Source organism: Plantibacter flavus (assembly GCF_900177615.1).
GTDB classification, from domain to species: domain Bacteria; phylum Actinomycetota; class Actinomycetes; order Actinomycetales; family Microbacteriaceae; genus Plantibacter; species Plantibacter flavus.
The window spans coordinates 41,854-68,659 of sequence record NZ_FXAP01000001.1; the positions used below are offsets into that span (position 1 = coordinate 41,854).

The 26,806-nt window shown below is 70.5% G+C and carries 25 protein-coding genes; 10 read left to right on the forward strand and 15 right to left on the reverse strand.

What is annotated here, in order from left to right; all coding sequences use genetic code 11:
- Positions 1-26: 26 nt before the first annotated feature.
- Positions 27-332, reverse strand: a complete 306-nt coding sequence (locus tag B9Y95_RS00210; RefSeq protein WP_085510180.1) for a DUF7882 family protein — start codon at positions 330-332, stop codon at positions 27-29.
- 71 nt (positions 333-403) lie between these two features.
- On the opposite strand from B9Y95_RS00210, the gene B9Y95_RS00215 reads away from it, so the two are divergent.
- Entirely contained in the window at positions 404-754 is a 351-nt protein-coding gene (locus B9Y95_RS00215) for a DUF6804 family protein (protein WP_085510181.1), read from the forward strand.
- Between the two features lie 56 nt (positions 755-810).
- On the forward strand, positions 811-2,094 hold the full coding sequence (locus B9Y95_RS00220; RefSeq protein ID WP_085510182.1) for an FAD-binding protein: 1,284 nt from the start codon (positions 811-813) through the stop codon (positions 2,092-2,094).
- A gap of 200 nt (positions 2,095-2,294) precedes the next feature.
- Here the strand turns inward: B9Y95_RS00220 and B9Y95_RS00225 are convergent, their stop codons facing one another.
- From B9Y95_RS00225 to B9Y95_RS00240, 4 genes are all read right to left on the reverse strand, one after another.
- Entirely contained in the window at positions 2,295-2,957 is a 663-nt protein-coding gene (locus B9Y95_RS00225) for a pentapeptide repeat-containing protein (RefSeq protein WP_085510183.1), read from the reverse strand.
- A gap of 82 nt (positions 2,958-3,039) precedes the next feature.
- Positions 3,040-3,345, reverse strand: a complete 306-nt coding sequence (locus B9Y95_RS00230; protein ID WP_085510184.1) for a hypothetical protein — start codon at positions 3,343-3,345, stop codon at positions 3,040-3,042.
- 9 nt (positions 3,346-3,354) lie between these two features.
- Positions 3,355-3,606 carry a putative acetyltransferase gene (locus tag B9Y95_RS00235; RefSeq protein WP_085511002.1) on the reverse strand — a complete coding sequence of 84 codons (252 nt, stop codon included), beginning with the start codon at positions 3,604-3,606 and terminating at the stop codon, positions 3,355-3,357.
- 34 nt (positions 3,607-3,640) lie between these two features.
- Entirely contained in the window at positions 3,641-5,134 is a 1,494-nt protein-coding gene (locus tag B9Y95_RS00240) for an SDR family NAD(P)-dependent oxidoreductase (protein ID WP_085510185.1), read from the reverse strand.
- Positions 5,135-5,327: 193 nt separating this feature from the next.
- On the opposite strand from B9Y95_RS00240, the gene B9Y95_RS00245 reads away from it, so the two are divergent.
- Entirely contained in the window at positions 5,328-8,951 is a 3,624-nt protein-coding gene (locus tag B9Y95_RS00245) for a DEAD/DEAH box helicase (RefSeq protein ID WP_085510186.1), read from the forward strand.
- A 63-nt stretch (positions 8,952-9,014) separates the two neighbouring features.
- Positions 9,015-10,751: a cation:proton antiporter gene (locus B9Y95_RS00250; RefSeq protein WP_085510187.1), complete on the forward strand. Its 1,737-nt coding sequence runs from the start codon at positions 9,015-9,017 to the stop codon at positions 10,749-10,751.
- Between the two features lie 136 nt (positions 10,752-10,887).
- Here B9Y95_RS00250 and B9Y95_RS00255 read toward each other — a convergent pair whose 3' ends face one another.
- The 9 genes from B9Y95_RS00255 to B9Y95_RS00295 form a co-directional block, all read right to left on the reverse strand.
- Complete coding sequence (locus tag B9Y95_RS00255; protein WP_085510188.1) at positions 10,888-11,127, reverse strand: hypothetical protein; 240 nt, start codon at positions 11,125-11,127, stop codon at positions 10,888-10,890.
- A 113-nt stretch (positions 11,128-11,240) separates the two neighbouring features.
- Positions 11,241-12,224: an SDR family NAD(P)-dependent oxidoreductase gene (locus B9Y95_RS00260; RefSeq protein WP_085510189.1), complete on the reverse strand. Its 984-nt coding sequence runs from the start codon at positions 12,222-12,224 to the stop codon at positions 11,241-11,243.
- Between the two features lie 103 nt (positions 12,225-12,327).
- Positions 12,328-13,095 carry a polyprenol monophosphomannose synthase gene (locus B9Y95_RS00265; RefSeq protein WP_085510190.1) on the reverse strand — a complete coding sequence of 256 codons (768 nt, stop codon included), beginning with the start codon at positions 13,093-13,095 and terminating at the stop codon, positions 12,328-12,330.
- A gap of 130 nt (positions 13,096-13,225) precedes the next feature.
- Positions 13,226-13,897 carry a sortase domain-containing protein gene (locus B9Y95_RS00270; protein WP_085510191.1) on the reverse strand — a complete coding sequence of 224 codons (672 nt, stop codon included), beginning with the start codon at positions 13,895-13,897 and terminating at the stop codon, positions 13,226-13,228.
- Positions 13,894-15,078: a glycosyl hydrolase family 8 gene (locus B9Y95_RS00275; protein ID WP_085510192.1), complete on the reverse strand. Its 1,185-nt coding sequence runs from the start codon at positions 15,076-15,078 to the stop codon at positions 13,894-13,896. Before B9Y95_RS00275 ends, B9Y95_RS00270 begins: the two co-directional genes overlap by 4 nt.
- 2 nt (positions 15,079-15,080) lie before the next feature.
- Positions 15,081-15,929, reverse strand: coding sequence for a DUF4397 domain-containing protein (locus B9Y95_RS00280; RefSeq protein WP_085510193.1), 849 nt, complete (start codon positions 15,927-15,929; stop codon positions 15,081-15,083).
- Positions 15,930-16,009: 80 nt separating this feature from the next.
- A complete protein-coding gene (locus tag B9Y95_RS00285; RefSeq protein ID WP_085510194.1) occupies positions 16,010-18,040 on the reverse strand; it encodes an ArnT family glycosyltransferase in 2,031 nt (676 codons plus the stop codon).
- A complete protein-coding gene (locus B9Y95_RS00290; RefSeq protein WP_234993921.1) occupies positions 18,037-19,557 on the reverse strand; it encodes a glycosyltransferase family 2 protein in 1,521 nt (506 codons plus the stop codon). Before B9Y95_RS00290 ends, B9Y95_RS00285 begins: the two co-directional genes overlap by 4 nt.
- Positions 19,557-20,222, reverse strand: coding sequence for a GtrA family protein (locus B9Y95_RS00295; protein ID WP_085510195.1), 666 nt, complete (start codon positions 20,220-20,222; stop codon positions 19,557-19,559). Before B9Y95_RS00295 ends, B9Y95_RS00290 begins: the two co-directional genes overlap by 1 nt.
- A 298-nt stretch (positions 20,223-20,520) precedes the next feature.
- Here B9Y95_RS00295 and B9Y95_RS00300 point away from each other — a divergent pair, with 298 nt between their 5' ends.
- The 4 genes from B9Y95_RS00300 (at position 20,521) to B9Y95_RS00310 (ending at position 23,091) form a co-directional block, all read left to right on the forward strand.
- Positions 20,521-20,883 carry a DUF7882 family protein gene (locus tag B9Y95_RS00300; protein WP_085510196.1) on the forward strand — a complete coding sequence of 121 codons (363 nt, stop codon included), beginning with the start codon at positions 20,521-20,523 and terminating at the stop codon, positions 20,881-20,883.
- On the forward strand, positions 20,880-21,713 hold the full coding sequence (locus B9Y95_RS00305) for an SDR family NAD(P)-dependent oxidoreductase (RefSeq protein ID WP_085510197.1): 834 nt from the start codon (positions 20,880-20,882) through the stop codon (positions 21,711-21,713). Before B9Y95_RS00300 ends, B9Y95_RS00305 begins: the two co-directional genes overlap by 4 nt.
- 71 nt (positions 21,714-21,784) lie before the next feature.
- Complete coding sequence (locus B9Y95_RS20595; protein ID WP_159453306.1) at positions 21,785-21,958, forward strand: hypothetical protein; 174 nt, start codon at positions 21,785-21,787, stop codon at positions 21,956-21,958.
- A 143-nt stretch (positions 21,959-22,101) separates the two neighbouring features.
- On the forward strand, positions 22,102-23,091 hold the full coding sequence (locus tag B9Y95_RS00310; RefSeq protein WP_085510198.1) for an SDR family oxidoreductase: 990 nt from the start codon (positions 22,102-22,104) through the stop codon (positions 23,089-23,091).
- Positions 23,092-23,228: 137 nt separating this feature from the next.
- Here B9Y95_RS00310 and B9Y95_RS00315 read toward each other — a convergent pair whose 3' ends face one another.
- The gene (locus B9Y95_RS00315) at positions 23,229-24,833 is read right to left on the reverse strand and encodes an AMP-binding protein (RefSeq protein ID WP_200811335.1); all 1,605 of its coding nucleotides are present in this window, start codon (positions 24,831-24,833) and stop codon (positions 23,229-23,231) included.
- Positions 24,834-24,905: 72 nt separating this feature from the next.
- Here B9Y95_RS00315 and B9Y95_RS00320 point away from each other — a divergent pair, with 72 nt between their 5' ends.
- The gene (locus B9Y95_RS00320) at positions 24,906-25,808 is read left to right on the forward strand and encodes a hypothetical protein (RefSeq protein ID WP_085510200.1); all 903 of its coding nucleotides are present in this window, start codon (positions 24,906-24,908) and stop codon (positions 25,806-25,808) included.
- A 2-nt stretch (positions 25,809-25,810) separates the two neighbouring features.
- Positions 25,811-26,473, forward strand: a complete 663-nt coding sequence (locus tag B9Y95_RS00325) for a TMEM175 family protein (protein ID WP_085510201.1) — start codon at positions 25,811-25,813, stop codon at positions 26,471-26,473.
- The last annotated feature ends 333 nt before the right edge of the window (positions 26,474-26,806 follow it).

Here is a 26,806-nt window from a genome sequence, read left to right on the forward strand (position 1 = left end):
TCATCATCGGGTGTGGGTGGTCCTGATCATGCGGTCGTCGTGCCGGGTTCGGGCGTCAGCATCATGCCGCCCGGCGTGTAGGAGGAGTCGAGCAGGGCGCGCACCCACGCCTGGTTGACCGGCGGCTCTGGCTGCGCGAACCGGAACTGCAACGGGACGTCGCTCGTGATCCAGAGGCTCACCCGCCCACCGCCGTCCACAGCCCCCTTCGTCCACTCGACGAAGAAGGACTCCCGACGACGCAGCTTGTTCCCGATCGCCGCCCTGAGGTGGGCGAGCACGCGGTCGTCGAAGTCGTAGTGACTTCCGGCACCGTAGATGAGAACGCCCATGCAGTGATTGTGCCGCATCAGCCGTGCCGCACCGCTCGGCGACGCCCCGCCGCTCCACGTAAACTCGTGGGATGCCGAGTCCGACCCCCGCACCCGCACCCTTCGCCCTTCGCCCGGCGCTCATCCCGGGCATCATGGGTGCGGTCGCGCTCATGCTCGGCCTCGCGCTGCTCGAGCTCGACGCCTTCACGATCGTGCTGTTCGTGGTGAGCATCCTCGCGCTCATCATGGCCGTGTTCGCCTGGCAGGCCAAGCAGCCGCTCTGGATGATCCCGACGCTGCTCGTCGCGATCGTGTGGAACCCGGTCCTCCCGCTCCCGTTCAGCGGTATCCCCTGGATCATCGCGCAGTTCCTCGGTGCCGTCGTGCTCGTCGCCGTCGGTATCCTGCTCGAGAACAAGCACGCCACCCCGTCCGCCTGATCGGAAATGTTTCGGGAACGCCTGCGGGTCGTCCCGGCTCTGGCAAGCTTGCGCTCATGACGCTTGAACGCAACTGGGCCGGCACGCACACCTTCGCAGCGCCGCGGATCGTGAACGCCACGTCGATCGACGAGGTCCGCGCACTCGTCGCGGAGGCCGCCAGGACGGGCACGCGGGTCCGCGCCCTCGGCACCCGACACTCGTTCACCGACCTCGCCGACTCCGACGGCACACTCATCACGGTGCTCGACATCCCCGCCGACCCGGTGTTCGACGAGGCCGCCGGCGCGGTGACGATCGGAGCCGGGACGCGCTACGGGATCGCCGCCGCCTGGCTCGCCGAACAGGGCCTCGCCTTCCACAACATGGGCTCGCTCCCGCACATCTCCATCGGCGGCGCGATCGCGACCGGCACCCACGGTTCCGGCAACGACAACGGCATCCTGTCCTCGGCGGTCAGCGGTCTCGAGTACGTCGACGCCACGGGCGAAGTCGTCCACGCCCGTCGCGGGGACCCCGGTTTCGACGGCCTCGTCGTCGGGCTCGGCGCGTTCGGCATCGTGGTGCGCGTGACGGTCGACGTGCAGCCCGCCTACCGCGTGCGCCAGGACGTCTACCGTGACGTCCCGTGGGACGCCGTCCTCGCCGACTTCGAGGGCGTCACCGGTGGTGCCTACAGCGTCAGCATCTTCACGAACTGGCTCGGTGACACCGTCGAGCAGATCTGGTGGAAGACCCGCCTGGCCGCTGGTGACGACGAGCTGCCCGTGGTCCCGGAGTCATGGCTCGGTGTGCAGCGGGACTCCCTGACCGCTGGCAACCTCGTCGAGACGGACCCCGACAACCTCACCCTGCAGGGCGGTGTCCCCGGCGACTGGTGGGAGCGCCTGCCGCACTTCCGGCTCGAGTCGACGCCGAGCAACGGCGACGAGATCCAGACCGAGTACTTCATCGACCGCGCCGACGGACCCGCCGCGATCACGGCCCTACGTGCGCTCGGCGACCGCATCGCCCCGCTGCTGCTCGTGACCGAACTGCGCACGGCGGCGCCCGACAAGCTCTGGCTGAGCGGTGCATACCACCGGGAGATGCTCGCCGTGCACTTCACCTGGCGCAACCTGCCCGAGGAGGTTCGGGCCGTGCTGCCCGCGATCGAGGAGGCGCTCGCGCCCTTCGGTGCCCGCCCGCACTGGGGCAAGCTCAACCTGCTGACGGCCGAGCGCATCGCCGAGGTCGTGCCGCGGCTGGCCGACGCGCGAGACCTCTTCGAGGAGTTGGACCCGGCCGGGACCTTCTCGAACGCACACCTGGAGCGCATCGGGGTCCGTCTGCCCAGGTAGCAGGTGCCGATGGCTCGGGTGCCAGCGCGGTGCGCTGGCGCGAGCGCGGGTGATCGGGCGTCAGCGCGGTGCGCTGGCGCGAGCGCGGGGGAACCGGCGTGGGCGCGGGGCACACGCGTGAGCGTGGGTCTCCGGAGACCCGCGCCCGCGCGCCAGACCCGCGGTGACGTCAGCGCACCGCGCTGGCGCGACCCCGGAGGTCAGTCCTCGACTCGGATGCCGAACTGCTCAGCGAACATCGCCGCGAGCTCGCCGACCTGGAACGGGGTCATCGTCGCACCCCGAAGGTGCTCGATGCCCGCGATGCGACGCAACTCGAGCGTCCGAAGGTCGACGTCGGTGAGCCTCGCCCGCGTCACGTCGAGACTGTTGAGGGTGCAGTCGACGAACCGGACCCGGGTGGCCGTCGCATCGGCGAGGTCGAGTTCGTCGATCGTGCAGTCCTCGAACAGGACGTCCTGCAGCACAGCACCCCGCAGGTTGACGAACCCGAGCTTGCACCCGGTGACCCGCACCGACTGCCAGTTCGCGTCGTAGCAGTCGGCGGAACCGACCCGTGACCCCTCCAGCTCGACGTCGCGCAGCCGACTCCGCGGGGCGAGGAGGATGGGCGCGTCCCACCGCTCGAGCCGGGTGTCGAGGAACGACGCCGCCCGGAGGTCGGTCTGGTCGGCTCGAACACCCGCGAGCAAGGACTCGGAGATCGTGATGCCCGAGAGGTCACGGTGCGACAGGTCGAGGTCGGCGAACCGCAGGCCTTCGACACTGTCGTGTGCGTCCAGGGCGTCCTCGTCTCCGTCGGTCAATCCGATGAGACGGACGGGGTCGAGCCGTGGTGCCGTCGTTCCGGTGCGTTTCGCCATGCCGTGTTCTCCCGATGCCCGCGCGTGATGGGGTGATCCGGCCAGCCTAGGGGCGGCCGTCGACGGGCTTCCGAGCCACCGCTCAGCTCGCTGTGAACCGACCGGCGAGGAACGGCAGGAGCGGGGCGTGGTAGACGAGCGACGTGTCGACGCCGGCGGTCAACATTGTCCGGGCCGCGCCGTACCGCCAGACCCGATTGAAGAGGAAGACCTCGAAGGAGACGTCCATCCCGCCGACCTGCCAGCTCCCCGTGCCCCACTGCGCCGGCTGGCCGCGCCCGTCGAACACCACCGTCGGACGCTGGAACGCGCCGTACCAGGGACGTCGGAGGGTCACTTCGACGCGATGCTGCGTCGGCGACGGGTCCTGGGTGACTTCGCTGCTCATCGGCCCAGCCTAGGCCGAGCGGCGGCGTTCCCGCGGTGCCGGTGCCGGCGGGACGGGCTTCGCCGCGATGACGTCGGTGTCGACGATCACGACCGGCCCGCGCATGGTCTCGACCGTGCAGCCCGTCTCCGTCCGCTCGACGAGCTCGCCGAGGGCATCGGTCGCACCCGCCTCGGCGCCCTCGGGCAGTGCGAAGCGCACGACGACCCGCGAACCGAGCGGTGCCTCGCGGAGGAAGCGGACGGCCGCCGGACCGATCATCGCCGGGTCCTCGACCACGACCGAGCGTCGAAGCTCACCAGGAGCTCGGGCGGTAGTCCTTGAGGAAGACGCCGAAGAGGTTCTCGCCGGCCTCGCCGCGGACGATCGGATCGTACACCCGCGCCGCACCGTCGACGAGGTCGAGTGGGGCGTGGAAGCCCTCCTCCGCCAGTCGCACCTTGGTCGGGTGCGGGCGCTCGTCGGTGATCCAGCCGGTGTCGACGCTCGTCATGAGGATGCCGTCGGTCTCGAACATCTCCCGCGCGCTCGTCCGGGTGAGCATGTTCAGTGCGGCCTTCGCCATGTTCGTGTGCGGGTGGCCTGGGCCCTTGTACCCGCGACCGAAGACGCCCTCCATCGCGGAGACGTTCACCACGTAGGTGCGCGGGAAGTCGGACGCCGCCATCGAGGCACGCAACCGACTGATGAGGATGAACGGGGCGGTCGCGTTCGCGAGCTGGACCTCGAGCATCTCGATGGGCTCGACCTGGTCGACGTTCTGCACCCAGCTGTTGCTGTGGTCGACGTCGGGCACGAGTCCGCCGGCGTCGATCGCGGTGCCGGCGGCGAGGCGTTCGAGCGAGGACGACCCGGCCGTCATGGCCGCTTCGGTGAGGGCGTCGGCCTTGGCGGCCGCAGCGGCGAGGATCGGGTGCGCGGACACCGATGCCGCGAGCGACAGCGGGTGCGCGTCGTTCGTGTGGCCGAAGGTGACGAGCTCGGGCAGTGGGCCGTCGGGCAGCGGGGCGAGCTCCGCGTCGACGAGCGGCTGGTAGGCGCCCTTCGTGCGGCGGACCGTCTGCGCGGCGTTGTTGATGAGGATGTCGAGCGGGCCCTGCTCGGCGACGGAGTCGGCGAGGGCGATGACCTGGGCCGGGTCGCGGAGGTCGATGCCGACGACGCGCAGGCGGTGCAGCCAGTCGGCGCTGTCGGGGAGCGCGCTGAACCGGCGGACGGCGTCGCGTGGGAACCGCGTCGTGATGGTGGTGTGGGCGCCGTCGCGCAGGAGTCGCAGCGCGATGTACATGCCGATCTTCGCGCGGCCGCCGGTGAGGAGGGCGCGCTTGCCGGTGAGGTCGGTGCGGGCGTCGCGCTTCGCGTGGCTCATCGCCGCGCACTGCGGGCAGAGCTGGTGGTAGAAGGCGTCGACGGTCGTGTACGGCTGCTTGCAGATGTAGCAGTTGCGCGGCACCAGCAGCTCGCCGGCGGTCGGAGCCGTCGTGGTGGTGGCGAGCGGGATGCCTCGCGTCTCGTCGTCGATGCGGTCGGGGGCGCCCGTCGCGGTGGCGGCGATCACGGCGCGGTCGGCGTCGGCGATCCGGGCCCGACGGTCGAGTCGGCGCTCCTTCTTGACCGCCTTGAACATCTTGGCGGTGGCGCGGCGCACCAGCAGGTAGTCGGGGTGCTCCTCGTCCATCGTCGCCATGGTCTGGAGGACGCGCAGCGTGACCTCGAGATCGGTGGGATCGATGCCCGCGTCGTCGCCGGGAGCGTGGTTCGCAGGCTCGTCGTGGGGGAGAGAGGTCATTGCTTCATTCTACGAGCCGCCGGACGTGCCTCGGGCGGTGCTGTGGTCAGCGCGGGGCGCTGGACCGACCGCGACCCACAGGCGTGAGCGCGCCCCTCCGGAGGGGCGCGCTCACGCGGGAGCCCCGCGCTCGGGTCAGCGCACCGCGCTGGCCCGAGGGAAGGGTGTCCGTCGTGCGTGAGACCATGGGGCGATGACTCCCGAGCCCGCACCACTGGTCGATGTGGCCGACCTCGTCCGGCTCGTCGGGCGGGTGGCGTTCGACCGCGGCCGGGTCTACGCGAGGGACGGCCGGGTCACCGCTGCCGACTGGGACCCCGACAAGCGTCGGCTCCACGGGATCGTCGAAGGCTCCACCGATGTCCCGTACGCCTGCATCATCGACCTCGGCGACGACACCGGTGGGTTCGCCCGGATCGAAGGCAGCGCGTGCTCCTGCCCGCTCCGCGGTGACTGCAAGCACATCGTCGCCACCCTGCTGCACAGCAACGCGGCCCACCTCCGGGCCGAGGGGCGCTCCGACCGGTGGGTGGCCCCACAACGGCCGCCATCGGGGAAGGAGGCGTCCTGGCGTTCCGACCGGCGTTGGACCGCGCCCATCAACGACCCCGTGCTCGACGAACCGGCTGAGCACCAGCCGATGTACGCCCTCGACGAGCTCGACGACCTCCCGGCCTCCTGGCGTCCCGAGGCGGAACGGCGAGCAGCACGGTGGGCACCGAGTCCGCAGACCCCGCCGGCACCTCCCAGCTGGCGGAACCGACTCGACTCCCTCGCCGGCGACGCCGGTCGCGCCCCGGCACCGACGGCCATGGGCCTGCAGTTCGAGGTCCGCGAGAGCATCCCGCGCACCGCCGAACGCTGGCGCGGACCGACCTCCCGCACGGCCGACGGCCCGCCCGAGCCACGGCACCCCCGCCGGATCGCCGTCCGACCCGTCGTCAAGAAGGTCGGCGGCGGGTTCGTGAAGTCGACGATCTCGTGGACCTCGTTCACGCACCAGGGCCACCGGCTGTCGCTCGATCCGGCGCACCAGCAGTGGTTCACGCAGTTCCAGGCGCTCCTGCGTGCCACCCGTCCGCCGGCCGGTGCCTACGCCGGCGCCGGCGACTCCGACTGGCTCGTCCTCGACGATTTCGGCAGCCCCGTCCTCTGGCATCTGTTCGAGGAGGCGGCCCAACTCGGGATCGAACTCGTCGGCACACGGAAGGGTACGGTCACCCTCGGCACCGCAGCCGCCATCCGGCTGGACGCCGCGCACGACGACGAGGGCGTGGTCCTCCGATCCGTCGTGACGATCGACGGCACCGACGTCGACGCCGCCACGAGCGGAGCCCTCGGCGACCACGGGCTCTACCACTACACGCTCGAACCCCAGCAGGCGATCGTGCTCGCACCGCTCGCCGAACCGCTCACGGACGAGGCCCGCGGACTGCTCGGGCCAGGCGAGCCCGTCGTCGTCCCCGAAGCCGAGGTGGCGGAGTTCCTCGAGCACTACGTCCCACGACTCCGCCGCAGCATCTCGCTGAGTTCGACGGACGGCACCGTGACCCTGCCCGAGATCGTGCCGCCCGTCCTCGTGCTCACGGCCTCGTTCGAACCGAAGCAGACCCTGCGCCTCGCCTGGTTCTGGCAGTACGCGCCGGCGCAGCGCGTCCCGATCGGTGGCGGCACCCCGGCGCTCGCCGCAGGACGACCGCTCGTGTCGACGGCGCCGCACGGCGGTCCCGTCGACACCGCCACCGGAGCTACTGCCGCGGAGATCCTCCGCGACGAACGCGGGGAGCGGGCCATCCTCGACCGGGTCGGTGCCGCCATCGCCGCCGCAGCGGAACCGGAACGCCGCGCGCTCGCCGCCGGCTCGTTCGACGAGCTCACCGCTCCGGGCGTCTGGCCGCCCAGGCCGCAGGTCCTGACGGAGTTCGACGCGGCACTCGTCACCGAGCGCACCCTCCCCGTCCTCGAATCGCTCGACGACGTCCTCGTCGAGGTGTCCGGCGACCGCCCCGAGTACCGGGAGCTCACGGGCACGCCGCACATCTCGGTCACCACGGTGGAGACGGAGCAACGCGACTGGTTCGACCTCGGGATCGTCATCCACATCGGCGAGTACAGCGTCCCCTTCGAGCCCCTCTTCAAGGCCCTCTCGAAGGGGCGCACCAAGCTGCTCATGGTCGACCACACCTACCTCTCGCTCGAGCACCCCGCCTTCGACCGCCTGCGCGAGCTGCTCACCGAGGCGGCCGCGCTCAAGGAGTGGGAGACGAAGCCGAGCATCAGTCGCTACCAGGCGAGCCTCTGGGCCGACTTCGAAGACCTCGCCGACGAGACCGAGCAGGCCGTCTCCTGGCGCGAGGCCGCAGCCGGACTCAACGCGATCGAAGCAGTCCCCGACACCCCCTTGCCGTCGGGACTCCACGCCGACCTCCGGCCATACCAGGTCGAGGGCTTCCGCTGGCTCGCGTTCCTCTGGCAGCACGGACTCGGCGGCATCCTGGCCGACGACATGGGGCTCGGCAAGACGCTGCAGACCCTCGCCCTCGTCGCCCACGCGCGCGAGACGACCGGGACCACGGCGCCGCCGTTCCTCGTGGTCGCCCCGACGTCGGTCGTCTCCAACTGGGTCGCCGAGGCCACGCGCTTCGTGCCCGGCCTCGTCGTCCGCAGCATCACGGCCACGCAGGCGAAGGGCAGCGCTTCGATCGCGGACCTCGCGGCGGGCGCCGACATCGTGGTCACGAGCTATGCGCTGTTCCGGCTCGACGCACCGGCGTACCAGGCGGTCGAGTGGTCGGGGCTCATCCTCGACGAGGCGCAGTTCGTGAAGAACCACCGCGCCAAGCTGCACGAGTGCGCGGTCGACCTCCGGTCACCGTTCAAACTCGCGATCACCGGCACGCCCATCGAGAACACGCTCATGGAGCTGTGGTCGCTGCTGTCGATCGTCGCGCCGGGGCTGTTCGCGTCGGCACCGCGCTTCACCGAGCACTACGTCAAGCCGATCGGCAAGGGTCTCGACTCCAGTCGGCTGCAGACCCTCCGCCGGCGGATCCGTCCGTTGCTCATGCGGCGCACCAAGGAGATGGTCGCACCTGAACTGCCGCCGAAGCAGGAGCAGGTGCTCCGCATCGAACTCGCGCCGGCCCACCGCAAGCTCTACGACCTCGTCCTCCAGCGCGAACGGCAGAAGCTCCTCGGACTCGTCGACGACCTCGACCGCAACCGGTTCATCGTGTTCCGCTCACTCACCCTGCTGCGAATGCTGAGCCTCGACGCGAGTCTCATCGACCCTGAGGAGCACTCGGGCATCCCATCGAGCAAGCTCGACGCACTCCTCGAGCAGCTCGACGACGTCGTCGCCGAGGGGCACCGGGCGCTCATCTTCAGCCAGTTCACGAGCTTCCTCGGCACCGCCGCCCGCCGGCTCGAGGAGCAGGGCATCGCGTACGAGTACCTCGACGGGTCCACCCGTCGTCGGGGTGAGGTCATCGACCGCTTCCGCACCGGTGACGCGCCCGTCTTCCTCATCAGCCTGAAGGCCGGCGGGTTCGGCCTCAACCTCACCGAGGCGGACTACGTCTTCCTGCTCGACCCGTGGTGGAACCCTGCCGCGGAGGCGCAGGCCATCGATCGCACGCACCGCATCGGCCAGACGGAGAACGTCATGGTCTACCGACTGGTCGCCGCCGACACGATCGAGGAGAAGGTGATGGCGCTCCAGGCGAAGAAGTCGGAGCTCTTCGCCGCGGTCCTCGACGACGACGCGGTCTTCAGTCAGGCGCTCACCGCGGAGGACATCCGGGGCCTGCTCGAATAGTCTCCCCACACCCACGACAGCCGTCGGGGTGGGGCCACCCGAGCGACCGATAGCCTGATCGCTATGGAACTCGGGGTGTATGCGGTCGTCGGCATCGCGGTGATCGTCGCCGTCGCGGCCTTCTCCCGCAAGCTCGGCGTCGCCGCACCGATCATCCTCGTGATCGTCGGTGTCGGGCTCTCGTACCTCCCGGGTGTGCCGGAGATCGAGGTCGAACCGGAACTGGTGCTCGACGTCGTCCTGCCGCCGATCCTCTACGCCGCGGCGATCAGCGTCCCGATCATGGACTTCCGCCGCAACCTCGCCACCATCACGAGTCTGTCGGTCGTGCTCGTCATCGTCACCGCGTTCGGTGCCGGCTTCCTCCTCTTCAGCCTGCTGCCCGACCTCAACCTCGCGGCCGCGATCGCCCTCGGCGCGATCATCAGCCCACCCGACGCGGTCGCGGCGACGTCCATCGGACGCCGTCTCGGCCTCCCGCCCCGCCTCCTGACCGTGCTCGAGGGCGAGGGGCTCGTGAACGACGCGACCGCGCTCGTGCTCCTCCGATCGGCGAGCGCTGCGGCGGCCGGCGGCATGCTCACGCCGTGGGCGACGGTCGGTGACTTCGTCTACGCGGTCGTCCTCGCGATCATCGTCGGTTTCATCGCCGGGTACGTCACCGTCTGGCTGCGGTCGAAGCTCAACGACTCCGTCCTCGACACCGCGATCTCCATCGCCGTCCCGTTCGTGGCGTTCATGCCGACCGAGGCGCTCGGCGGGTCCGGCGTGCTGGCCGTCGTCATCGCCGGCCTGTACACGGGGCACGCGAGCTCGGCCGCGTTCTCGGCGCAGGCGCGGATCAGCGACCGCATCAACTGGCGGACCATCCAGTTCCTGCTCGAGAACGCCGTGTTCCTCCTCATCGGACTCGAGATCCGCACCCTCATCGGTGCCGTCGACGCCGAGATCCTGTCCGTCGAGGAGTCCATCGGGATCGGTCTCGTCGCGACGGCCGCGCTCATCGCGCTGCGGTTCCTGTGGGTGGGTCCGCTCGTGCTCGGGCTCCGTGCACGAGAACGCTGGGCCGAGCGGCAGACCCTGCAACGGTGGCTGTCGATGGGGTACTCGGAACGGTTCCCGAGACAGAACCGCCGATGGCATCGACGGCGGCGTCGGGAGCGGGCCTACGAGCGGCAGCGCGCCGACCTCGAGCAGTTGCGGCTGGAGCAGATCGACTGGCGGGGTGGCGTCATCCTCAGCTGGTCGGGCATGCGCGGCGTCGTGACGCTCGCCGCCGCACAGTCACTGCCACAGAGCACCCCGTACCGCGAACAGCTCGTCCTCATCGCCTTCACGGTCGCCGTCGTGACGCTCGTCGTCCAGGGCGGCACGCTGCCGTGGCTCATCCGCCTGCTCAAGGTGCAGGGGATCGACGAGTCCGAGGACCGCCGACAGCTCGCGACCCTCCTCGACGAGATCAGCTACGCGGGCATCAGCGTGCTGGAGGATCCGGCGTCGGCGGTCGGCATCGAGGAGGAGATCGACCCCGATCTCCTCGAACGCGTCCGGCAGTCGACGTTCCTCCGGGCGGAAGCCGCCTGGGAACGCTCGCGTGAGTCGGTCTCCCCGAGTGAGACGCACGCCGAGACACCGCACCGGCTCTACCGCCAGCTGCGCCTCGCCGTCGTGCAGGCCGAGCGCGAGCGGCTCCTCGACGCCCGGGCCCGCGGTGCGTACCCGTCGCGCATCCTCGCCGAGGCGCAGACGATGCTCGACATCGAGGAGACGCGCCTGCGTCCGTCTCGTGCCGACCACTAGCCCGACCCCCACCCCCACCCCGTCCCCGGTTCCCTAACTCAGGACTCCCGTGGCGTGTCGCCGCCCGTCCGCGAGCGTAGAGCGCGACACGCCGAGGCATTCCTGAGTTAGGGAATGAAGCAGGATGTGGGAGGGGTCAGGAACTCGCGCCGGGGTTGGTGATGTTCGCGACGCGCTCCGCCTCACGTTCGGCCGCAGCGTCGCGTTCGGTCTCCGAACCGGGGTTCGTGATGTCCGCCTCGCCGCTCGCCGCGGGGTCGTCGGCGGCGACGTGCGGGCCGGGGTTCGTCGTGGAGGCCACGCGCTCGGCTGCTGCGTCGTCGACGGCCTCGTCGTGTGGACCCGGGTTGTTGATGTCGGCGTTCTGGTCACTCATGGGGTGCTCCTTCCGAGATCCGCCTGGGCGGTCTCCGTCTCGCGCATCGTCGCGCTGATCCGCTCTCACGGTAGGTCCGTGGGCGGGTGGCTGCAAGGGGTGGCGCCGGCCGATCAGTCGCGAGCGGCGAAGGCGTCGACCCCGGTGAGTTCGGCGGAGAGCGCCCAGAGGCGGGTCGCCTCCTCCGGATCGGTCGCGTGGTCGGCGACCCCGGAGGCCGGGGAGACCGCGGTCTCGGCCGGGCCGGCGATGTCGCAGTCCTCGCAGAACACCCCGCCGAGGCCGTCGAGCGACGGCGAGGTCGCGGCCCACACCTCGGTTGCGGCACCCTGCTCGGGCGACTTGAACCCCGAGACGAGGAGGTTGCCGTCGGCGTCGACCCAGCCGAGCGCCATCATCTCCTCGCGCGGCAGGTGCCGCTGCAGCGGCGTGAGGATGCCGCCGGGGTGGACGGAGAACGCGCGGACGCCCTCCTCGGCACCGAGCGTGTCGAGCTGGAGGGCGAAGAGCGCGTTGGCGGTCTTCGCCTGCCCGTACGCCTCCCACTTGTCGTAGCCGTGCTCGAACTGGACGTCGTCCCAGCGGATCCCCGAGCGCTTGTGCCCGCTGGAGGACAGCGCGACGACCCGCGAGGAACCGCCCTTGACGATGGCGGGCCAGAGACGGTTGACGAGGGCGAAGTGGCCGAGGTGGTTCGTCGCGAACTGGAGTTCCCAGCCGGGACCGACACGCGTCTCGGGAGCAGCCATGACACCGGCGTTCGTGATGACGAGGTCGATGCCACGGCCGGTGGCGAGGAAGCGGTCGGCGAACGCCTCGACGCTCGCGAGATCGGCCAGGTCGAGTTCGTCGACCTCCACACCGTCGATGCCGGCGAGCTCCTCGCGAGCGGTCTCCGGGCGCCGCGCGGGGACGATGACGTGGGCACCCGCGCCGACCAGGGCACGGACGGCCTCGCGGCCGATACCGGAGTAGCCGCCGGTGACGATGGCGAGCTTGCCGGTGAGGTCGATGCCCTCGAGCACCTCCGCCGCGGTGCTCGAGTGGCCGAAGCCGGAACCGATGGGGTGCTGCGGGGTGCGCGTGGGATTGGTCATGCCCTCACGCTACGACTCCGGGGAGGGCGGCGGAACCGGAAGGACCTGGGAAGATGTGCAGCCCTTCTCAGCCTGTGGTCGTCGCCGCCCGCACCACCCGGTCTCAGCGGGTGGACAGCACGCGAACGGAGGGGAGCGGGTGGCCGTGCAGCAGCGCACGGACCTCCTGCAGACGGCGACGCACGCCCCACATCGTGACCTTCTTGAGCGACTCGGAGACGATGCCGCCGCTCATCTTCGACTCGCCCGACACCCGCTCGGTGAAGACGATGGGCGTCTCCACGACCCGGAGCCCGCGCTGCAGCGCCCGCCAGAGGAGGTCGACCTGGAAGCAGTACCCCTGCGACGCGACGTCGGCGAGGTCGATGCGTCGCAGTGCCTCGCTGCGGAACGCGCGGAACCCGCCGGTCGCGTCGGCGACACCGATCCCGAGGGCGAGTCGCGTGTAGAGGTTGCCGCCGCGACTCAGCGCGAGCCGGTGGGCGGGCCAGTTCTCGACGACGCCACCCGGGACCCAGCGCGAGCCGAGCGCGAGGTCGTGGTCGTCGAGGAGCGCGATCAGGCGGGGCAGGTCCTCGGGGTGGTGGGAGCCGTCCGCGTCCATCTCGACGATGACCTCGTAGCCGCGGGCGAGCGCCCAGGCGAAGCCCGCGAGGTACGCCCCGCCCAGCCCGTCCTTCACGGCCCGATGGAACACGTGCACCTGCGGGTGCTGCGCGGCGAGCTGCTCGGCGAGGAACCCGGTGCCGTCGGGCGAGGAGTCGTCGACGACGAGGATGTCGACCCCGGCGACGGCGAGCGTGCGGTTCACGATCGGCTGCAGGTTGTCGAGTTCGTTGTAGGTGGGGATGACGACGAGTGAGCGGTTCACGTCGGTTCCTTTCGGGTCGTTGGGAGTGGTTCGGAGCGGAGCGGCCCCTCGACAGGCTCGGGGACCGGGGGTGGCGACCGGGGGCCGGGAGTGGCGACCGGCGCCGGGGAGCGAGGGGCGAGGAGCGGCGCTACGGGGTCGTGCCGACGAGCGACGCGAAGACGACGTAGTTGTTCGCGTAGGTGTCCGCGGCGTCGTCGAAGGGTCCGTTGCAGGTGATGAGCCGGAGCTGCGCGTCGGGCGTCGGCCCGTAGACCTCCTCGGTGGGGAAGGTCTTCTTCTCGACGTCGATGGCGCGGTCCACCGCGTAGATGGCGGTCGAGCCGTCGGACATCGTGACCGTCACCTGGTCGCCCGCCACGAGCTGCTTGAGGTGGACGAACACCGCCTCACGGAGGGTCGTGTCGAGGTGACCGGCGATGACCGCGGGCCCCACCTGGCCGGGCAGGACGCCGGCGCGGTACCACCCGGCGTCCTCCCACTCGACGGGCGGCAGGAGGACACCGGACGTGTCGCGCTCGAGCGGTTCGACCGCCGCGTCGACCCCGATCGACGGGATCTGCACCCGGCTCACGCTCAGCGCGCCGACATCGGCGGCCGGCGCCTGGGCGACCGGGTCCTGCTTCGCACCGGCGGCGCCACGGTCGGTCGCCTCCGAGGAGGTGATTGGCCCGTCGGCGGCGTTCGGCGAGGTCGGCGTCTGCCCGGAGTGCGTGGTGGCGCAGCCTGAGAGGGCGAGCGCCGTGAGGAGTGCTCCGGCGGCGGCGAGCGTGCCGAGTGTCCGGCGTCGTGCGCGGATCATGAGGTGGCCCCTTCGGTGAGCGGCGGGCACCCGTCCAGCTCACCGGTCGTGAGCATCATGGGCGCGAGGGCTGCCCAGGCGGCGCCGAAGTAGCTCGGCACCTCCTGCGCGAGTTCGTCGGCGGCACGGAGGTCGTCCGCCGACTCCGGGAGGTTGCCGACGGCGGCGCGCGCGGCCGCTCGGGCCTGGAGGGCGAGCGGGTGCACGTCGGAGGTCAGCGGTGATCCGCCGAGGTCGGTCTCCGCCCGCAGCTCCTTCGAGCGCGCGAGGGTCGACGCGAGGCGGGCGGCCATCGCCTGGTCGGCGGTGTCGCAGGACTCGGCGTAGCGGATCGGGAGCCGGGCCGCGTCGTAGCCGTAGCGGACGCTCTGCCCGCTCCCTGCCGCGCCGGGCATGGCGTCGACGGTGCCGTCGGCGTGCACCTGGGCCCAGTCCGGCGGAAGCGGGCTCTCGTCGAGGAGGGTGGTCGTGACCGCTGCGGCACCCGCCTGCAGCTCGGCCCACCGCGGGTCACCCGTCGCCGCACCCAGTACCGAGAAGGCGACGGGGGAGGCGTAGGACGGGTTGTACGCGTAGGGCTCGGTCGCTGCGGCCCAGACGCCGGGCAGCAGGATCCGGCCCGCGGCGGTCTCGGCGGTCATACGGTCCGCGATCACTCCGGCGAGCGCGACACCTGCCTCGGTGAACCGGGGCTCGTCGAAGCGGGTGCCGGCGATGACGAGCGCGCGGGCGGCGTCGAGGTCCGCATCGCTGGCGGGTTCGTCGTCGACGACCTCGCCGTCACTCCACTGCCAGGCGAGCAGCCCGTCCGCCCGCTGGAGGTTCGTTTCGGTCCAGTCCCAGATCTCGGTGAAGGACTGCTCGTCCCCGACACCGGCCGCGACGAGCAGTCCGTAAGCCTGCCCTTCGCTGACCGTGTCGTCACCCTGGTCCCGGCGCACGACGCGGCCGTCGTCGACCCAGTCGGCGAGGAACGCGTCGGCGGCCTCGGTGGTGGTCCGGTCGGTGACCGTCGAGGTCGGGTCAGGCTGTCCGTCGGCGTCGGCGGAGCCGGGTGACGCAGTCGTCGGGCCCTGGAAGAGGTTCGCCGGGAACCCGGTCGCCAGCGAGGCGATCACGGCGGTCGCGGTGACCGCGGCGACCGCGGTCGCGGCGATGCCGATCGTCTTCTTGGCGCTCATGGTCAGCTCACCTCCGTCCCGAGGTCGCTCACGAGCCGGACGAGCTTCGCGTCGAGGTCGTCGAGGACGCTCGCGAGCGTCGACGACTCCTTGGCGAGACCACCGCCACCGGTCTCCACCGGACCCTCGGGTGCGTCACCGGCCGCTGAGCTGTCGAGGACGGGCATGAGGGTGACGCCACCCGCGGCGTTGTCGAGCACGAAGAGCGTGCTCACGGTGCCCGGCGCGAGGTTCACGGAGGCTTCGGCGGACTGCTTACCGCCGGTCAGCTCGAGGTCCCACGGGCCGGCCGGCACGCTCGCATAGTCGGTCGCCGTCCCGGTGGTGGCGCCCTTCGCGATGGGCATGCCGGTCGAGGTGCTGACGTCGACGCTCGTGACGTCGGTCGACGCCTGGATCAGCCGGATGCGCGCCGCGCCCTCGGTCGGACCGGTGAGGTCGTCCTCGAACACCTTCGTCTGCAGGTCCTTGTTGGGACCGTAGGCCGCGACGGTGGCCGCTTCCCCGGCCGTGATGGTCACGTTCGTGCTGATGACCGGCTTCGTGCTGTCGGGGGACCCGGCGGGCACCATCGACACCACGTAGGTGCCGGCGGCGAGGTCGGTGTAGGGGGAGACCTGGCCGTAGGCGACGTCGTCGAGTTCGAACACGGTCGCGCCGCCGGAGAGTGCCGACAACTTCACGTCGACGGTCTTGGTGTCGGCCGAGAGGTGGCCGACGCGGATCCAGCCGGAGCCTGCGGCCTCGGTGGTGGCGGCGCTCGCGGCGGTGGTGCCGAAGCCGATGAGTGCTGCCGTCGCGACGGCGGCGAGGCCGCTGAGGGCGAGTCGCCTCGTGGTGGTGGTTCGCATGGTGGAACTCCTGTTCTTCGGGTGGTTCGGGGGTTCGGATGGTTCTGGCGTCCGGTTCGAGCCGGTACTCGGGAGGCCGGTCAGCGGACGACGTCGGGTTCGACGACGGAGTAGGTGACCCGCACGCCGGCCGACGTCTGCTCGACGCGGTCGGCCGCGTAGTCGCCCTGGATCGAACGGATGGAGTCGGCCAGACGGCTGTCGCCCGCCTCGGTGCCGGTGCGGAGCACCATGGTCCGGCGCACGTCGCCCGTCTCACCGTCGAGCACCGGGGTGCTCTCGAGCCGGACCGGCGTCGTGGCGAGCACCTGACCGAGGGCGAGCAGGGCGCGGGAGTCGAGCTGGCCGTCGCTGAGGGTCTGCGCGGCCTCCGCCGAGACGCTGAGCGAGGGGTTCAGCAGGAGCTGTGCTCCGAGTGCCGCCCGAGCCGCCGTGCGTCCGGCAGCCTGCTCGGCCGCCGCGTCGAGACCGTCGGCGTCGATACGTCGGACCTCGACGGCCTGCGTCCCGGAGCCGAAGGTCGCGACGAGCTCGGAGTTGTCGATCGCACCCTTCACCTCGGGGAAGGTGGTCGGGAAGGTCCGCATCGAGTCGGTCGTGACGATGTAGTCGGCGTCGCGCCAGCCGTTGGGCGACTTGGCCTGCACGGCGGAGTCGGTGTCCATCTTGTAGTACCAGATGACGTTGTCGCGATCGAAGCCGCTCTCGACGAGGTCGACCCACATCGCGTCGTCGACGATCACACGGGACTCCTTCGGCACATTGGTCTGGACCCACTGCTGGGCCTGCCGGACCGGCTTGTCGAGGTCGGCGAGGAGGAAGCCGCGGAGCTGGGTGGCCGTGTTGGGGACGGCGACGACGGCTGCCGCGAGCACGGCGGCGACCCAGACGGCTCCGGCCGCGCGTCCGCCGAGGAGACGGCGGCGCGGTGCACCGGCCTCGACGGTCGAGCGGCGACGGAACCGGTGGATGGCCGCGCCGGTCACACCCATGATGAGGATCGTCATGAACGGCAGCAGCATGATGACGTAGGGCACCGGCAGGTACCCGCCCGGACGCAGCATGAAGAGGCCGAGGAAGACGGTCATCACGGCGATGACCCGCAGCCGCGAGATGAAGAGCCCGGCGACGGCGGCCACCGCCCCGGTGACGAGGAGTGCCGCGTCCAACTGCCACCACATGGAGAGCGTCTTCGCCGACAGGCTCTCCGGGTCGAACAGCGAGCCGCTCGCGACGCGCGAACCGAGCTGGAAGAAGACGCCGCCGAGGAGGCTCACCCGGTCTGGGCCGGGGATGAGTTCGCCCTTGATGGCGGCGAAGAGCACGTAGGTGAATCCGATGACGACGACGATGGTCGCGGCGACCGGCAGCGTGTACCGGCGGGTCTCCTTCCGAGCCGCGCGCCACATGGTCCAGGCGAGGAAGGGCAGGGCGAGCAGGAAGGTCTCCTTGCTGAGCACGGCGATGCCGAACGCGGCGGCGGAACCCGCGAATCCGACGAGCTGGTGCTTGCGGCTCGTCGCGAGGATGAAGGCACCGAGGAGCCAGGGCACCGCGACGTTGTCGAGGTAGACGGTGCGATGGAACTGCACCGCTAGCGGCGAGATCGCGAACACGAGTGCGGCGACTGCGGCCATGGCCCGGCTGAGGTGCAGGCGGCGGGCCAGGACCCACACGAGCACGACGGCGATGAGCGTCGCGACCAGCATCGCCTCACGTGCCGCCACCACGGCGATGTCGTAGCGGTCGAACGCACCGGTCAGCCCCGTGTAGGCCGCGATCTGCAGCCAGCCGAGCGGCGGGTGGTCGTACCAGTAGGTGTAGTGGGCGAGTTCACCGAGCTTCAGCACACTCCACGCCTGGGCGGTGTAGGTGCCCTCGTCGTCGATGCGCTGCGGGGATCCGCCCAGGTTCATCGCCTGCACGACGGCGGCGATGGCGAGCACGGGCAGGAGGAAGGCCAGGGTGCGACCGTGGCGCGAGAACCAGCGGCGCACGACGCCGGGGCCTCGCTGTGCCGGTGGGCCGGAGGTGAGCCAGCCGAGGCGGTCGCCCTCCAGGTGGAGCTCCGGTCGGCCGGGGGCGGCCGGGCGTTCGAGGATGCCGGTCATCGGGTTGCTCCGTTCTGGAGGACGAGCTCGGGTGCGCGGTCGGGCAGGTCGACGGAGACGGGAGCTGCCTCGGTGGCCTCGGTGACCTCCTCGCTGCGGTGGGCGCCGGTGTGCTCCGTCTTCTCCCAGGAGTGGTCGCCCTTCCACTCGCGGAAGACGGAACGGACGGCGGCCAGGCCGAGGAAGATCTGGTAGGGGAAGGTGCCGAGGATCAGCCGCGCGTAGTCGCGGAGGCGGACCTTCTGGCCGTAGAGGCGGCCGAACTCACCGAGCCCGGAGGCCTCCACCGCAAGGGTGACGATCGTCGGCGCGAGCGGGATGAAGGTGAGGAGCGCGATCGGTGCGGGAACCTTCGCGAACAGCACCAGCAGGACCGAGACGGGGATGAGGAGGCCGGTCGCCGCCTGGAGGAACGGCATCGACAGCAGGTACCGGGCGAACATGCGCTGACGGAACGTCGGCAGCTTGCGCCACTCGCCCTTCTTCAGCACCTGGAGGAACCCCTGGTTCCAACGCGTGCGCTGCTTGTAGAGCGACTTGAGGGTCCCTGGGGTCTCCTCGCGGGTGACGACCTCCGGACTGTAGGCCACGACCACCGTCGCGCCGGCGCTCGAGAGTCGGACGCCGAGCTCGCAGTCCTCGGCGAGGCAGCCGTCGTCCCAGCCCTCCGACCAGTCGAGCCACGTCTTCTTCACGAACACCGTGTTGCCGCCGAGCGGGATGAAGCGGGAGTTCGCGTGGAAGTGCAGGCGCGACCGGAACCAGAAGTAGTACTCGAGCACGTTCCGGAGCGACCACCAGCTCGACTGGAAGTTCATGAGCTGCACGCCGCCCTGGACGACGTCGGCGCCGCTCTCGGTGAAGCGCGAGTCCACGAGTGTGAGCAGGCGCGGATGCACCTCGTCCTCGGCGTCGAACACGCCCACGACGTCGCCACGGGCGATCTGGAGCGCCCGGTTGAGGGCCTTGGGCTTGTTCTTCGGCACGCTGTCGTCCACGACGACCCTGATCAGGTCGGGGTGCCGGGCGGCGGCCTCGCGGACGACGCGCTCGGTCCCCGGGTCGTCGTGGCCCACGATCGCGATGATCTCGAAGTCGGGGTGGTCCTGTTCGGCGAGGCGGTCGAGGGTCTGACCCATGACCTCCTCCTCATGCCGACCGGGCACGAGGAGGGTGAAGGAGTGCTTGGCGGGCAGCGGGACCGCGGCGAAACCGGTGTTCTTCAGATGGCCGGTCGACCGCCAGGCGTGGAGCATCCAGTAGAGCGTCGTGACGGCGATGATCGTCAGAGCGGCGGCGAACAGCAGCATGGTGCCGTAGCCGAGCCACTCGCCGATGCTCCAGGAGCCGGGGTCGGCCGCCGACGCGGGGTCCACCAGCGTGCCGCGGTTCGGCAGCGGTTCCGTGGGTGCCGCGGGCTGCGGGGTCAGTAGGGGAGCGGGCTCGTCCGTGGCGGCGAGCGGGCGGGAGGGGATGAGCGCGAGCGCTCCGAGCAGCGGTGCGAGTGCGGGTGCCATCAGGACAGGCCTCCAGAGGTCGGCAGTGCGTGGGTCGGGGCGGATCGACGAGAGGTCGTGGTGCGCGGTGCGGCGGCGGGTGCCGGTGCGGCCGGGCTCGAGACGGGCGCTTCCTGCGGCGTCGTGCTCCGACGGCGACTGGTCGCCGACTCGGCGGGCCGGAAGACGACGAACCGGTAGGCGAGGAAGCGGAACACCATGCCGAGGACGAGACCGACGCCGTTGCCCGCGATGTTGTCGGCGAGCGGCGTGGTGTAGCCGAGGACGTAGTGCGAGACGAAGAGACACCCCGCGGCGATCCCGAGGCCGAGGACGTTCATGAGTGCGAAGAGCGCACCCTCCTTCCACACCGCGCGGCGGTGCTCGGTCCGGAACGTCAGCGCCCGGTTGCCGAGCCACGCGACGATCGTGGCGACGGCGACGGAGATCACCTTCGCGCCGATCGGCTTGTCGTCGAGCACGGTGAAGCGGAGGAGGTTGTACACGCCGACGTCCACGACGAACGCGGTGCCGCCGACGAGGCCGAAGGTGATCAGCTGGGAGACGAGCTTGGGGAGACGCAACGGCTGACGTGCACGGCGGGGACGCGTTTCCGGAGCGACGGATCGTTCGAGGACGGACGACGGGTTCGGGTGCACGACGGAAGATTCGGGCTTCACGGTCATGCACGCCGTTCGGGAGCGTCGCGTGCTGCGGTTTGGTCGACGGCGACGTCGCCCAGGGGTTTGCCAGGTTCACGAAACAGCGTCGAAATCCCTTGATTTTCCGCGGAAGTTGACGTACTCGCGAGGCTGTGGGGGACAACACCAGGTACCCCTGAATTGGGCTGCCGCCCGCTCGTCAACCGGCACGACGGCGATCCTCTGGTCGCCTACGATGGGGGCAACGCCCGGTGTGCTCGGGCGTCGTGATGCCCTGATTCGAGGGTGCGCGAGGACGACCGGCACAAAAGGGAGACATCTGGTGGGAAAGCTGATCTACGGGAGTTCATCGCGTGAACTCGAACTCGACGACCGGATGCTCGCGCACGTGAAGTCGATCGCGGTCATGAAGCTGCGGCGCAACGAGTCCTTCACGATCTCCTGGCCGCGCTCGCTCGAGACCGGCGGCGGACGCGTGACGATCTGGGTGCACCCGTCGATCTCGTTGCAGTTCGAGTTCGACCAGGAGCAGCGTCCGGAGCTCAACCGCAGCTGGCTCGAGTCGATGATGCAGGACGCCAACAAGACCGGCGACCTCGCCATCGGCCGGGAGGTCCCCGACATCGACCAGCGGGCGCGCCCGACCAACGTCAGCGAGCCCCGCCCCCGGAAGTCCTCCGCGTGAGCGACCGGGTGATCGTCCTCACCGGCGCCAGCGACGGCATCGGTGCCGCGGCCGCGAAGGCGTTGACGGACGCCGGCGAGCAGGTCGTGGTGGTCGGGCGGTCACCGGAGAAGACGGCGGCCGTCGCGCAGCGGATCGGGGCTGCCTCGTTCATCTCCGACTTCGCCGAACTGGCGCAGGTCCGGCTGCTCGCCGAACAGCTTCTCGAGCGGTACCCGCGGATCGACGTCCTCGCCAACAACGCCGGCGGCATCTTCGGCGCCGACCGCCGGGTCACGGCCGACGGCCACGAGCAGACGTTCCAGATCAACTACCTGGCACCCGCACTCCTCACCCACCTCCTGCTGGACCGCCTCGTCGAGTCCGAGGCGACGGTCATCAACACCTCGAGTGTCGCCAACCGCCTGTTCGGGAAGCTCGACCTCGACGACCTCGACGCCGAACGCTCCTACTCGCCCACGCGCGCCTACGGCAACGCGAAGCTGGCGCAGATCCTCTTCACGAAAGAGCTCGCCCGCCGGTACGGCCCGCGTGGACTGTCCGCGGCGGCGTTCCACCCGGGGGTCATCTCGACGAACTTCTCCAGCTCGCCCGACGGCGCGATGCGGTTCCTCTATGCGAACCCGCTCGGTCGTCGCCTGCTGAACACCCCCGAGGAGGGCGCCGACACGCTCTTCTGGCTCGCCGAGAGTCAGCCGGGCCTCGACTGGACCTCGGGCGGCTACTTCGTGAAGCGGAAGCCCGCACGCACGAACAAGCTCGCCGACGACGTCGCCCTCGCCCGCGGGCTCTGGGAACGGACCGAGGAGATGCTCGCCGAGCACCGCTGAGCGGGTCCGTCGGTCCGTCTCAGCGGCTCCCGCGTCGCCGTTTCGTGGTGACGGGAGCCTAGGCTGGTGGGATGCGATGGAACGAATGGACGACGGCGCTCGTCGTCGCAGGGGTCCTCGCACTCGCCGCGCTGCTGATGCTCCTGGTCCTCGGACCAGAGGCGCCGGTCGTGTGGGGACTCGTCTCCGGGGTGCTGCTCGCCCTCGTCGTCGGTGCCATGGCGTTCACCAAGCGCGAGCGCTGACCCCGTCCGGTCACTGCCCTTCGACAGGCTCAGGGACCGGATGGGCCCGGTCACTGAGCTTGTCGAAGTGCCCACGACGGACCTCCCGATCCGATCCGGGCAAGGCCTGGGCGAGTCTGTCTCTGGTGCGCGAGGATGGACCAATGACGACGAAGCGCATCCTGTTCATCGGCGGCAGCGGCATCATCTCCTCGGCGTCGGTCGCCAGAGCGGTGGCGCTCGGCCATGACGTCACCGTCCTGAACCGCGGCCTGTCCCACGTCCGCCCCCTTCCCGAGGAGGTCGAACTCCTTCGCGCGGACGTGCGCGACACCGACGCGGTGACCGAGACGCTCGGCTCGCGCGAGTTCGACGTGGTGGCGCAGTTCACCGCGTTCACGCCACCGCAGGTGCAGGCGGACATCGACCGCTTCGCCGGGCGGATCGGCCAGTACGTGTTCATCAGCTCCGCATCGGCGTACCAGAAGCCTCCTCCGCGCCTGCCCGTCGTGGAGTCGACGCCGCTCCGGAACCCGTTCTCCCAGTACGCGCGCGACAAGATCTCCTGCGAGGACGTCCTCGTCCACGCCTACCGTGAGCAGGGGTTCCCGGCGACGATCGTGCGCCCCTCGCACACCTACGACCGGACGCTCATCCCGACGATGGGCCGACGCACCGACCTCGACCGCATGCGCGCGGGCAAGCCGGTGGTCGTGCACGGCGACGGAACGACTGTTTGGACCATCACCCACACTGAGGACTTCGCGGTCGGGTTCGTCGGCCTGCTGGGTCGTCGCGACGTGCTCGGGGAGGCCTTCCACATCACGGGCGACCACGCACCGAGCTGGAACGACATCACCCGGTGGATCGCGGAGGCAGCCGGCGTGGAGGCCCACATCGTGCACGTGCCGTCCGACGTCATCGCGGAGGTCCACCCGCCCCTCGGGCCGACGCTCCTCGGCGACAAGGCGTTCCCGATGGTCTTCGACAACACCCGCATCCGCAGTCTCGTCCCGGAGTTCCGGCCCACCATTCCGTTCTGGGACGGCGCGGCGGAGATGGTCGCGTTCCACGACGCGAACCCGCACTGGCAGCCGGCCGAGCCGGAGCTCGACGCGGCCTTCGACCGGATGGTCGCCGCCGTCGGTCGCTGAGCGGCGGTCGATCCTGACCGGCGTTCGGTCCCGACCGGCCTTCGGTCCCGACCGGCCTTCGGTCCCGACCGGCCTTCGGTCCCTGAGCCTGTCGAAGGGCGCCCTTCGACACTTCGACAGGTTCAGTACGGCGCAGCTCAGGAACCTGCGGGGGCGGCCTCCGCGGCCCGGAGGTCCTTCCGGAGGATCTTCCCAGAGGTCGACTTCGGGATGGCGTCGACGAACGCCACGCGCCGGATCTTCTTGTGCGGCGCGACGCGCTCCGTGACCCACGCCATGACCGCCTCCGCGGAGACGTCCTGGCCCGGTTGCAGGACCACGAAGGCCTTCGGCACCTCCTGGCCCTCGTCGTCGAGCACCCCGATGACGGCCGCGTCGGCGATCGCCGGGTGGCCGAGCAGCAGCGCCTCGAGCTCCGCCGGCGCAACCTGGTAGCCGTGGTACTTGATGAGCTCCTTCAACCGTTCGATGATCCTCACGGTGCCGTCGCCGCGGACGGTCGCGATGTCGCCGGTGTGGAGGAATCCGTCGTCCTCGAGGGTCTGGCGAGTTGCCTCCTCGTTGCCGAGGTACCCGAGCATGACGTTCGGGCCGGCGCAGAGCAGCTCGCCCGCTGCGCTCTCCTCGTCCGAGCCCTCGGCCGGGTAGTCCACCTCGGCGCCGGTCTCCGGATCGACGATCCTGCACTGCATGTTCGGGAGCGTCGTGCCGACGCTGTCGAGGGACGCCCCCTCGGCCTGGAACGCGATCGCGTGGCTGACCGGGCTGAGTTCCGTCATGCCGTAGCCCTGCCGCATCCGACAGCCGAGGCGCTCCTCGACCGCCCGCCCGAGCGTCGCGTCCAACGGTGCGGCACCGGAGAAGATCGTGTGGACGCTCGAGAGGTCGAACTCGTCGACGAGCGGGTGCTTCGCGAGCGCGACCGCGATCGGCGGGGCGATGAACACGTAGCTGCAGCGGAAGTCCTGGATGATCCGGAGGAACTCCGCCAGGTCGAACCGCGGCATGGTCACGAGCGAGGCGCGCCGCGACAGCGCGAGGTTGAGCAGCACCGTCATCCCGTAGATGTGGAAGAACGGCAGGACCGCGAGGATCCGATCGTCGGCGACCATGCCGAGCTGGGGGATGGACTGCTGCACGTTCGCGACGAGGTTCCGGTGCGAGAGCATCACGCCCTTCGGCCGACCCGTCGTGCCGGACGAGTAGGGCAGCACCGCCACATGCGTTGCCGGGTCGAACGAGACGTCCGGCGCGGGGAGTCGGCGCATGAGGAGATCGCTCAGCGACGCGTGCCCCTCCGCGCCGTCGAGGACGACGACGCGGTCGGAGGGGATGCCGCAGGCGCTCGCCGCAGCCCAGGCCTGGGGGAGCAGCGGGGAGACGGTGAACAGCATCGTCGCGCCGGCGTCGCGCAGCTGCGCCTCGATCTCCTCGGCGTTGTAGAGACCGTTCACCGTGGTCGCCGTCGCACCCGCGCGCAGGATGCCGTGGAACACGGTCGCGAAGGCGGGGACGTTCGGCGCGTGGAGGGCGACGACGTCGCCGACCCCGATGCCGGCCGCCGCGAGGGCGCCGGCCAGGGCGTTGATCTGGCCGATGAGCTGTCGATAGCTCGTCTCCGCGCCGGTCGTGCCGTCGCGGAGGGCGATGCGGTCGAGGTCGCTCGGGGCGATGCCGCCGAACAGGGTGTCGTAGACGCTCAGGTCGGGGATCTCGACGTCGGGATGCGGACTGATGAACACGAGTGATCTCCTTCGAACACCGGTGATGGTGGAGTGAGTCTATCCACGCCGGGTGCTCGTTAGGCTGAACCCGTGAACGCGTCCCGCCCCATCCTCGGTCTCCTGCTCGACGTCGACGGCCCCATCGCCAGTCCGATCACCCGGACGATCAACGTCCCGAGCATCGCGCAGGACCTCGCGACGCTCGCGAACGCCGGGGTCCCCATCGCCTTCAACACCGGGCGGAGCGATGCGTTCCTCCGCGAGGTGGTCGTCCCACCGCTCCTGGCCGCCGGGCTCGCGGACGATGTCCGGCTCTACGGCATCTGCGAGAAGGGTGCCGTGTGGTTCGGCTTCTCGGCGGCCGGGGTCGACGAACTGAGCCTCGATCAGGACGTCGCCATGCCGGAGGGCTACGGCGACGTCATCGAGCGCCTCGTCGACGAACGGTACGCCGAGACGGTCTTCTTCGACCACACCAAGCGCGCGATGGTCTCGGTCGAGCAACACGTCGAGGTGCCGGCAGCGGATTACGCGGTCGTGCGGAAGCACTTCGACGACGACGCCCGGGCCGAGCTCGCCCGTCGCGGATTCGGGGTCGAGCACGCACCCGGCCGCTACCCGGACGACGCCGGCCTCGTGCAATACCGCATCGACCCGACCATCATCTCCACCGACATCGAGTCGGTCCGGCTCGGCAAGGACCTCGGCGCCGAGCGCGCGCTCGAACTCCTCGAGGCCGACGGCGGTGCGCTCCCGCTCGCCTGGCGCACGGTCGGCGACTCCCGGAGCGACTACGCGATGGCCGACTGGTTGTTCGAGCACGGGTTCGAGGTCGCGCACGTGGACGTCCGTCCCGCCGACGGCGTCCCCGAGAAGGCGTACCCGGTGCTGACCCACCCGACGCTCATACACGACGAGGCTGGCGCGGCCTTCCTGGCCCGCTGGGTCGCCATGGTGCAAGGGACCGCGACCGACGACGCCGACGTGAGCTGACGATGGCCGGCGAGGAGGGGCGTCTGACTGGCCGTCGTCGACCCGGTCCGACGACGGAGCGCGGGCTCGACCGCGTCGTCAACTTCAGCGACGCCGTCGTCGCCATCGCGATCACGCTGATCATCCTCCCGCTCGTCGACCTGGCGCAGGAGAATGACGACGGCTCCGTGGCCGCGTTCATCGGCGACAACTGGACCGGACTCGCCGCAGCGGCCCTGAGCTTCGTCGTCATCGCCAACTTCTGGCGCGATCATCACCGCCTGTTCGAGCGCACCGCCAAGTACTCGACGCGACTCGTGACCTTGAACTTCCTCTGGCTCGCCGGGATCGTGTTCCTGCCGCTGCCGACGGTGCTCCTCTTCGACGGGACGGGTGACGACCGCGGCGCCCCCACGCTCTACATCGCGACGATGCTCGTGTCGATGGTCGCGGTGCGACTCCAGCAGGTGGTCGTCGAGCGGGACGGGCTGCTCAGCGACGAAGCGGCGGCCGCGCCGCGTCAACCCTGGGTGCTCGTGTGGTTCCCGATCGGCCTGATGCTGCTGGCCGGCGTCCTGGCCGCGACGGTGCCGGGGCTCGGCGCCCAGGCGCTGTACCTCCTGCTGCTGTCGATCCCGATCGGATGGATCGGCAACCGGCGGCGCCGGGTCGCCTCCGGTCCCTGAGGCCGTTTCGGTCCCTGAGCTTGTCGAAGGGCGGGGTGAGTCGGGTGGGGCTGCACTTCGACAGGCTCAGTGACCGGGGGTGGTGGCTCGGTGACCGGGGACCCTTCGGTTCGTGATCGTGTTTCGGTCCCTGAGCTTGTCGAAGGGCGGGGTGAGTCGGGTGGGGCTGCACTTCGACAGGCTCAGTGACCGGGGGTGGTGGCTCGGTGACCGGGGACCCTTCGGTTCGTGATCGTGTTTCGGTCCTGAGCTTGTCGAAGGGCGGGGTGAGTCGGGTGGGGCTGCACTTCGACAGGCTCAGTGACCGGGGGTGGTGGCTCGGTGACCGGGGAC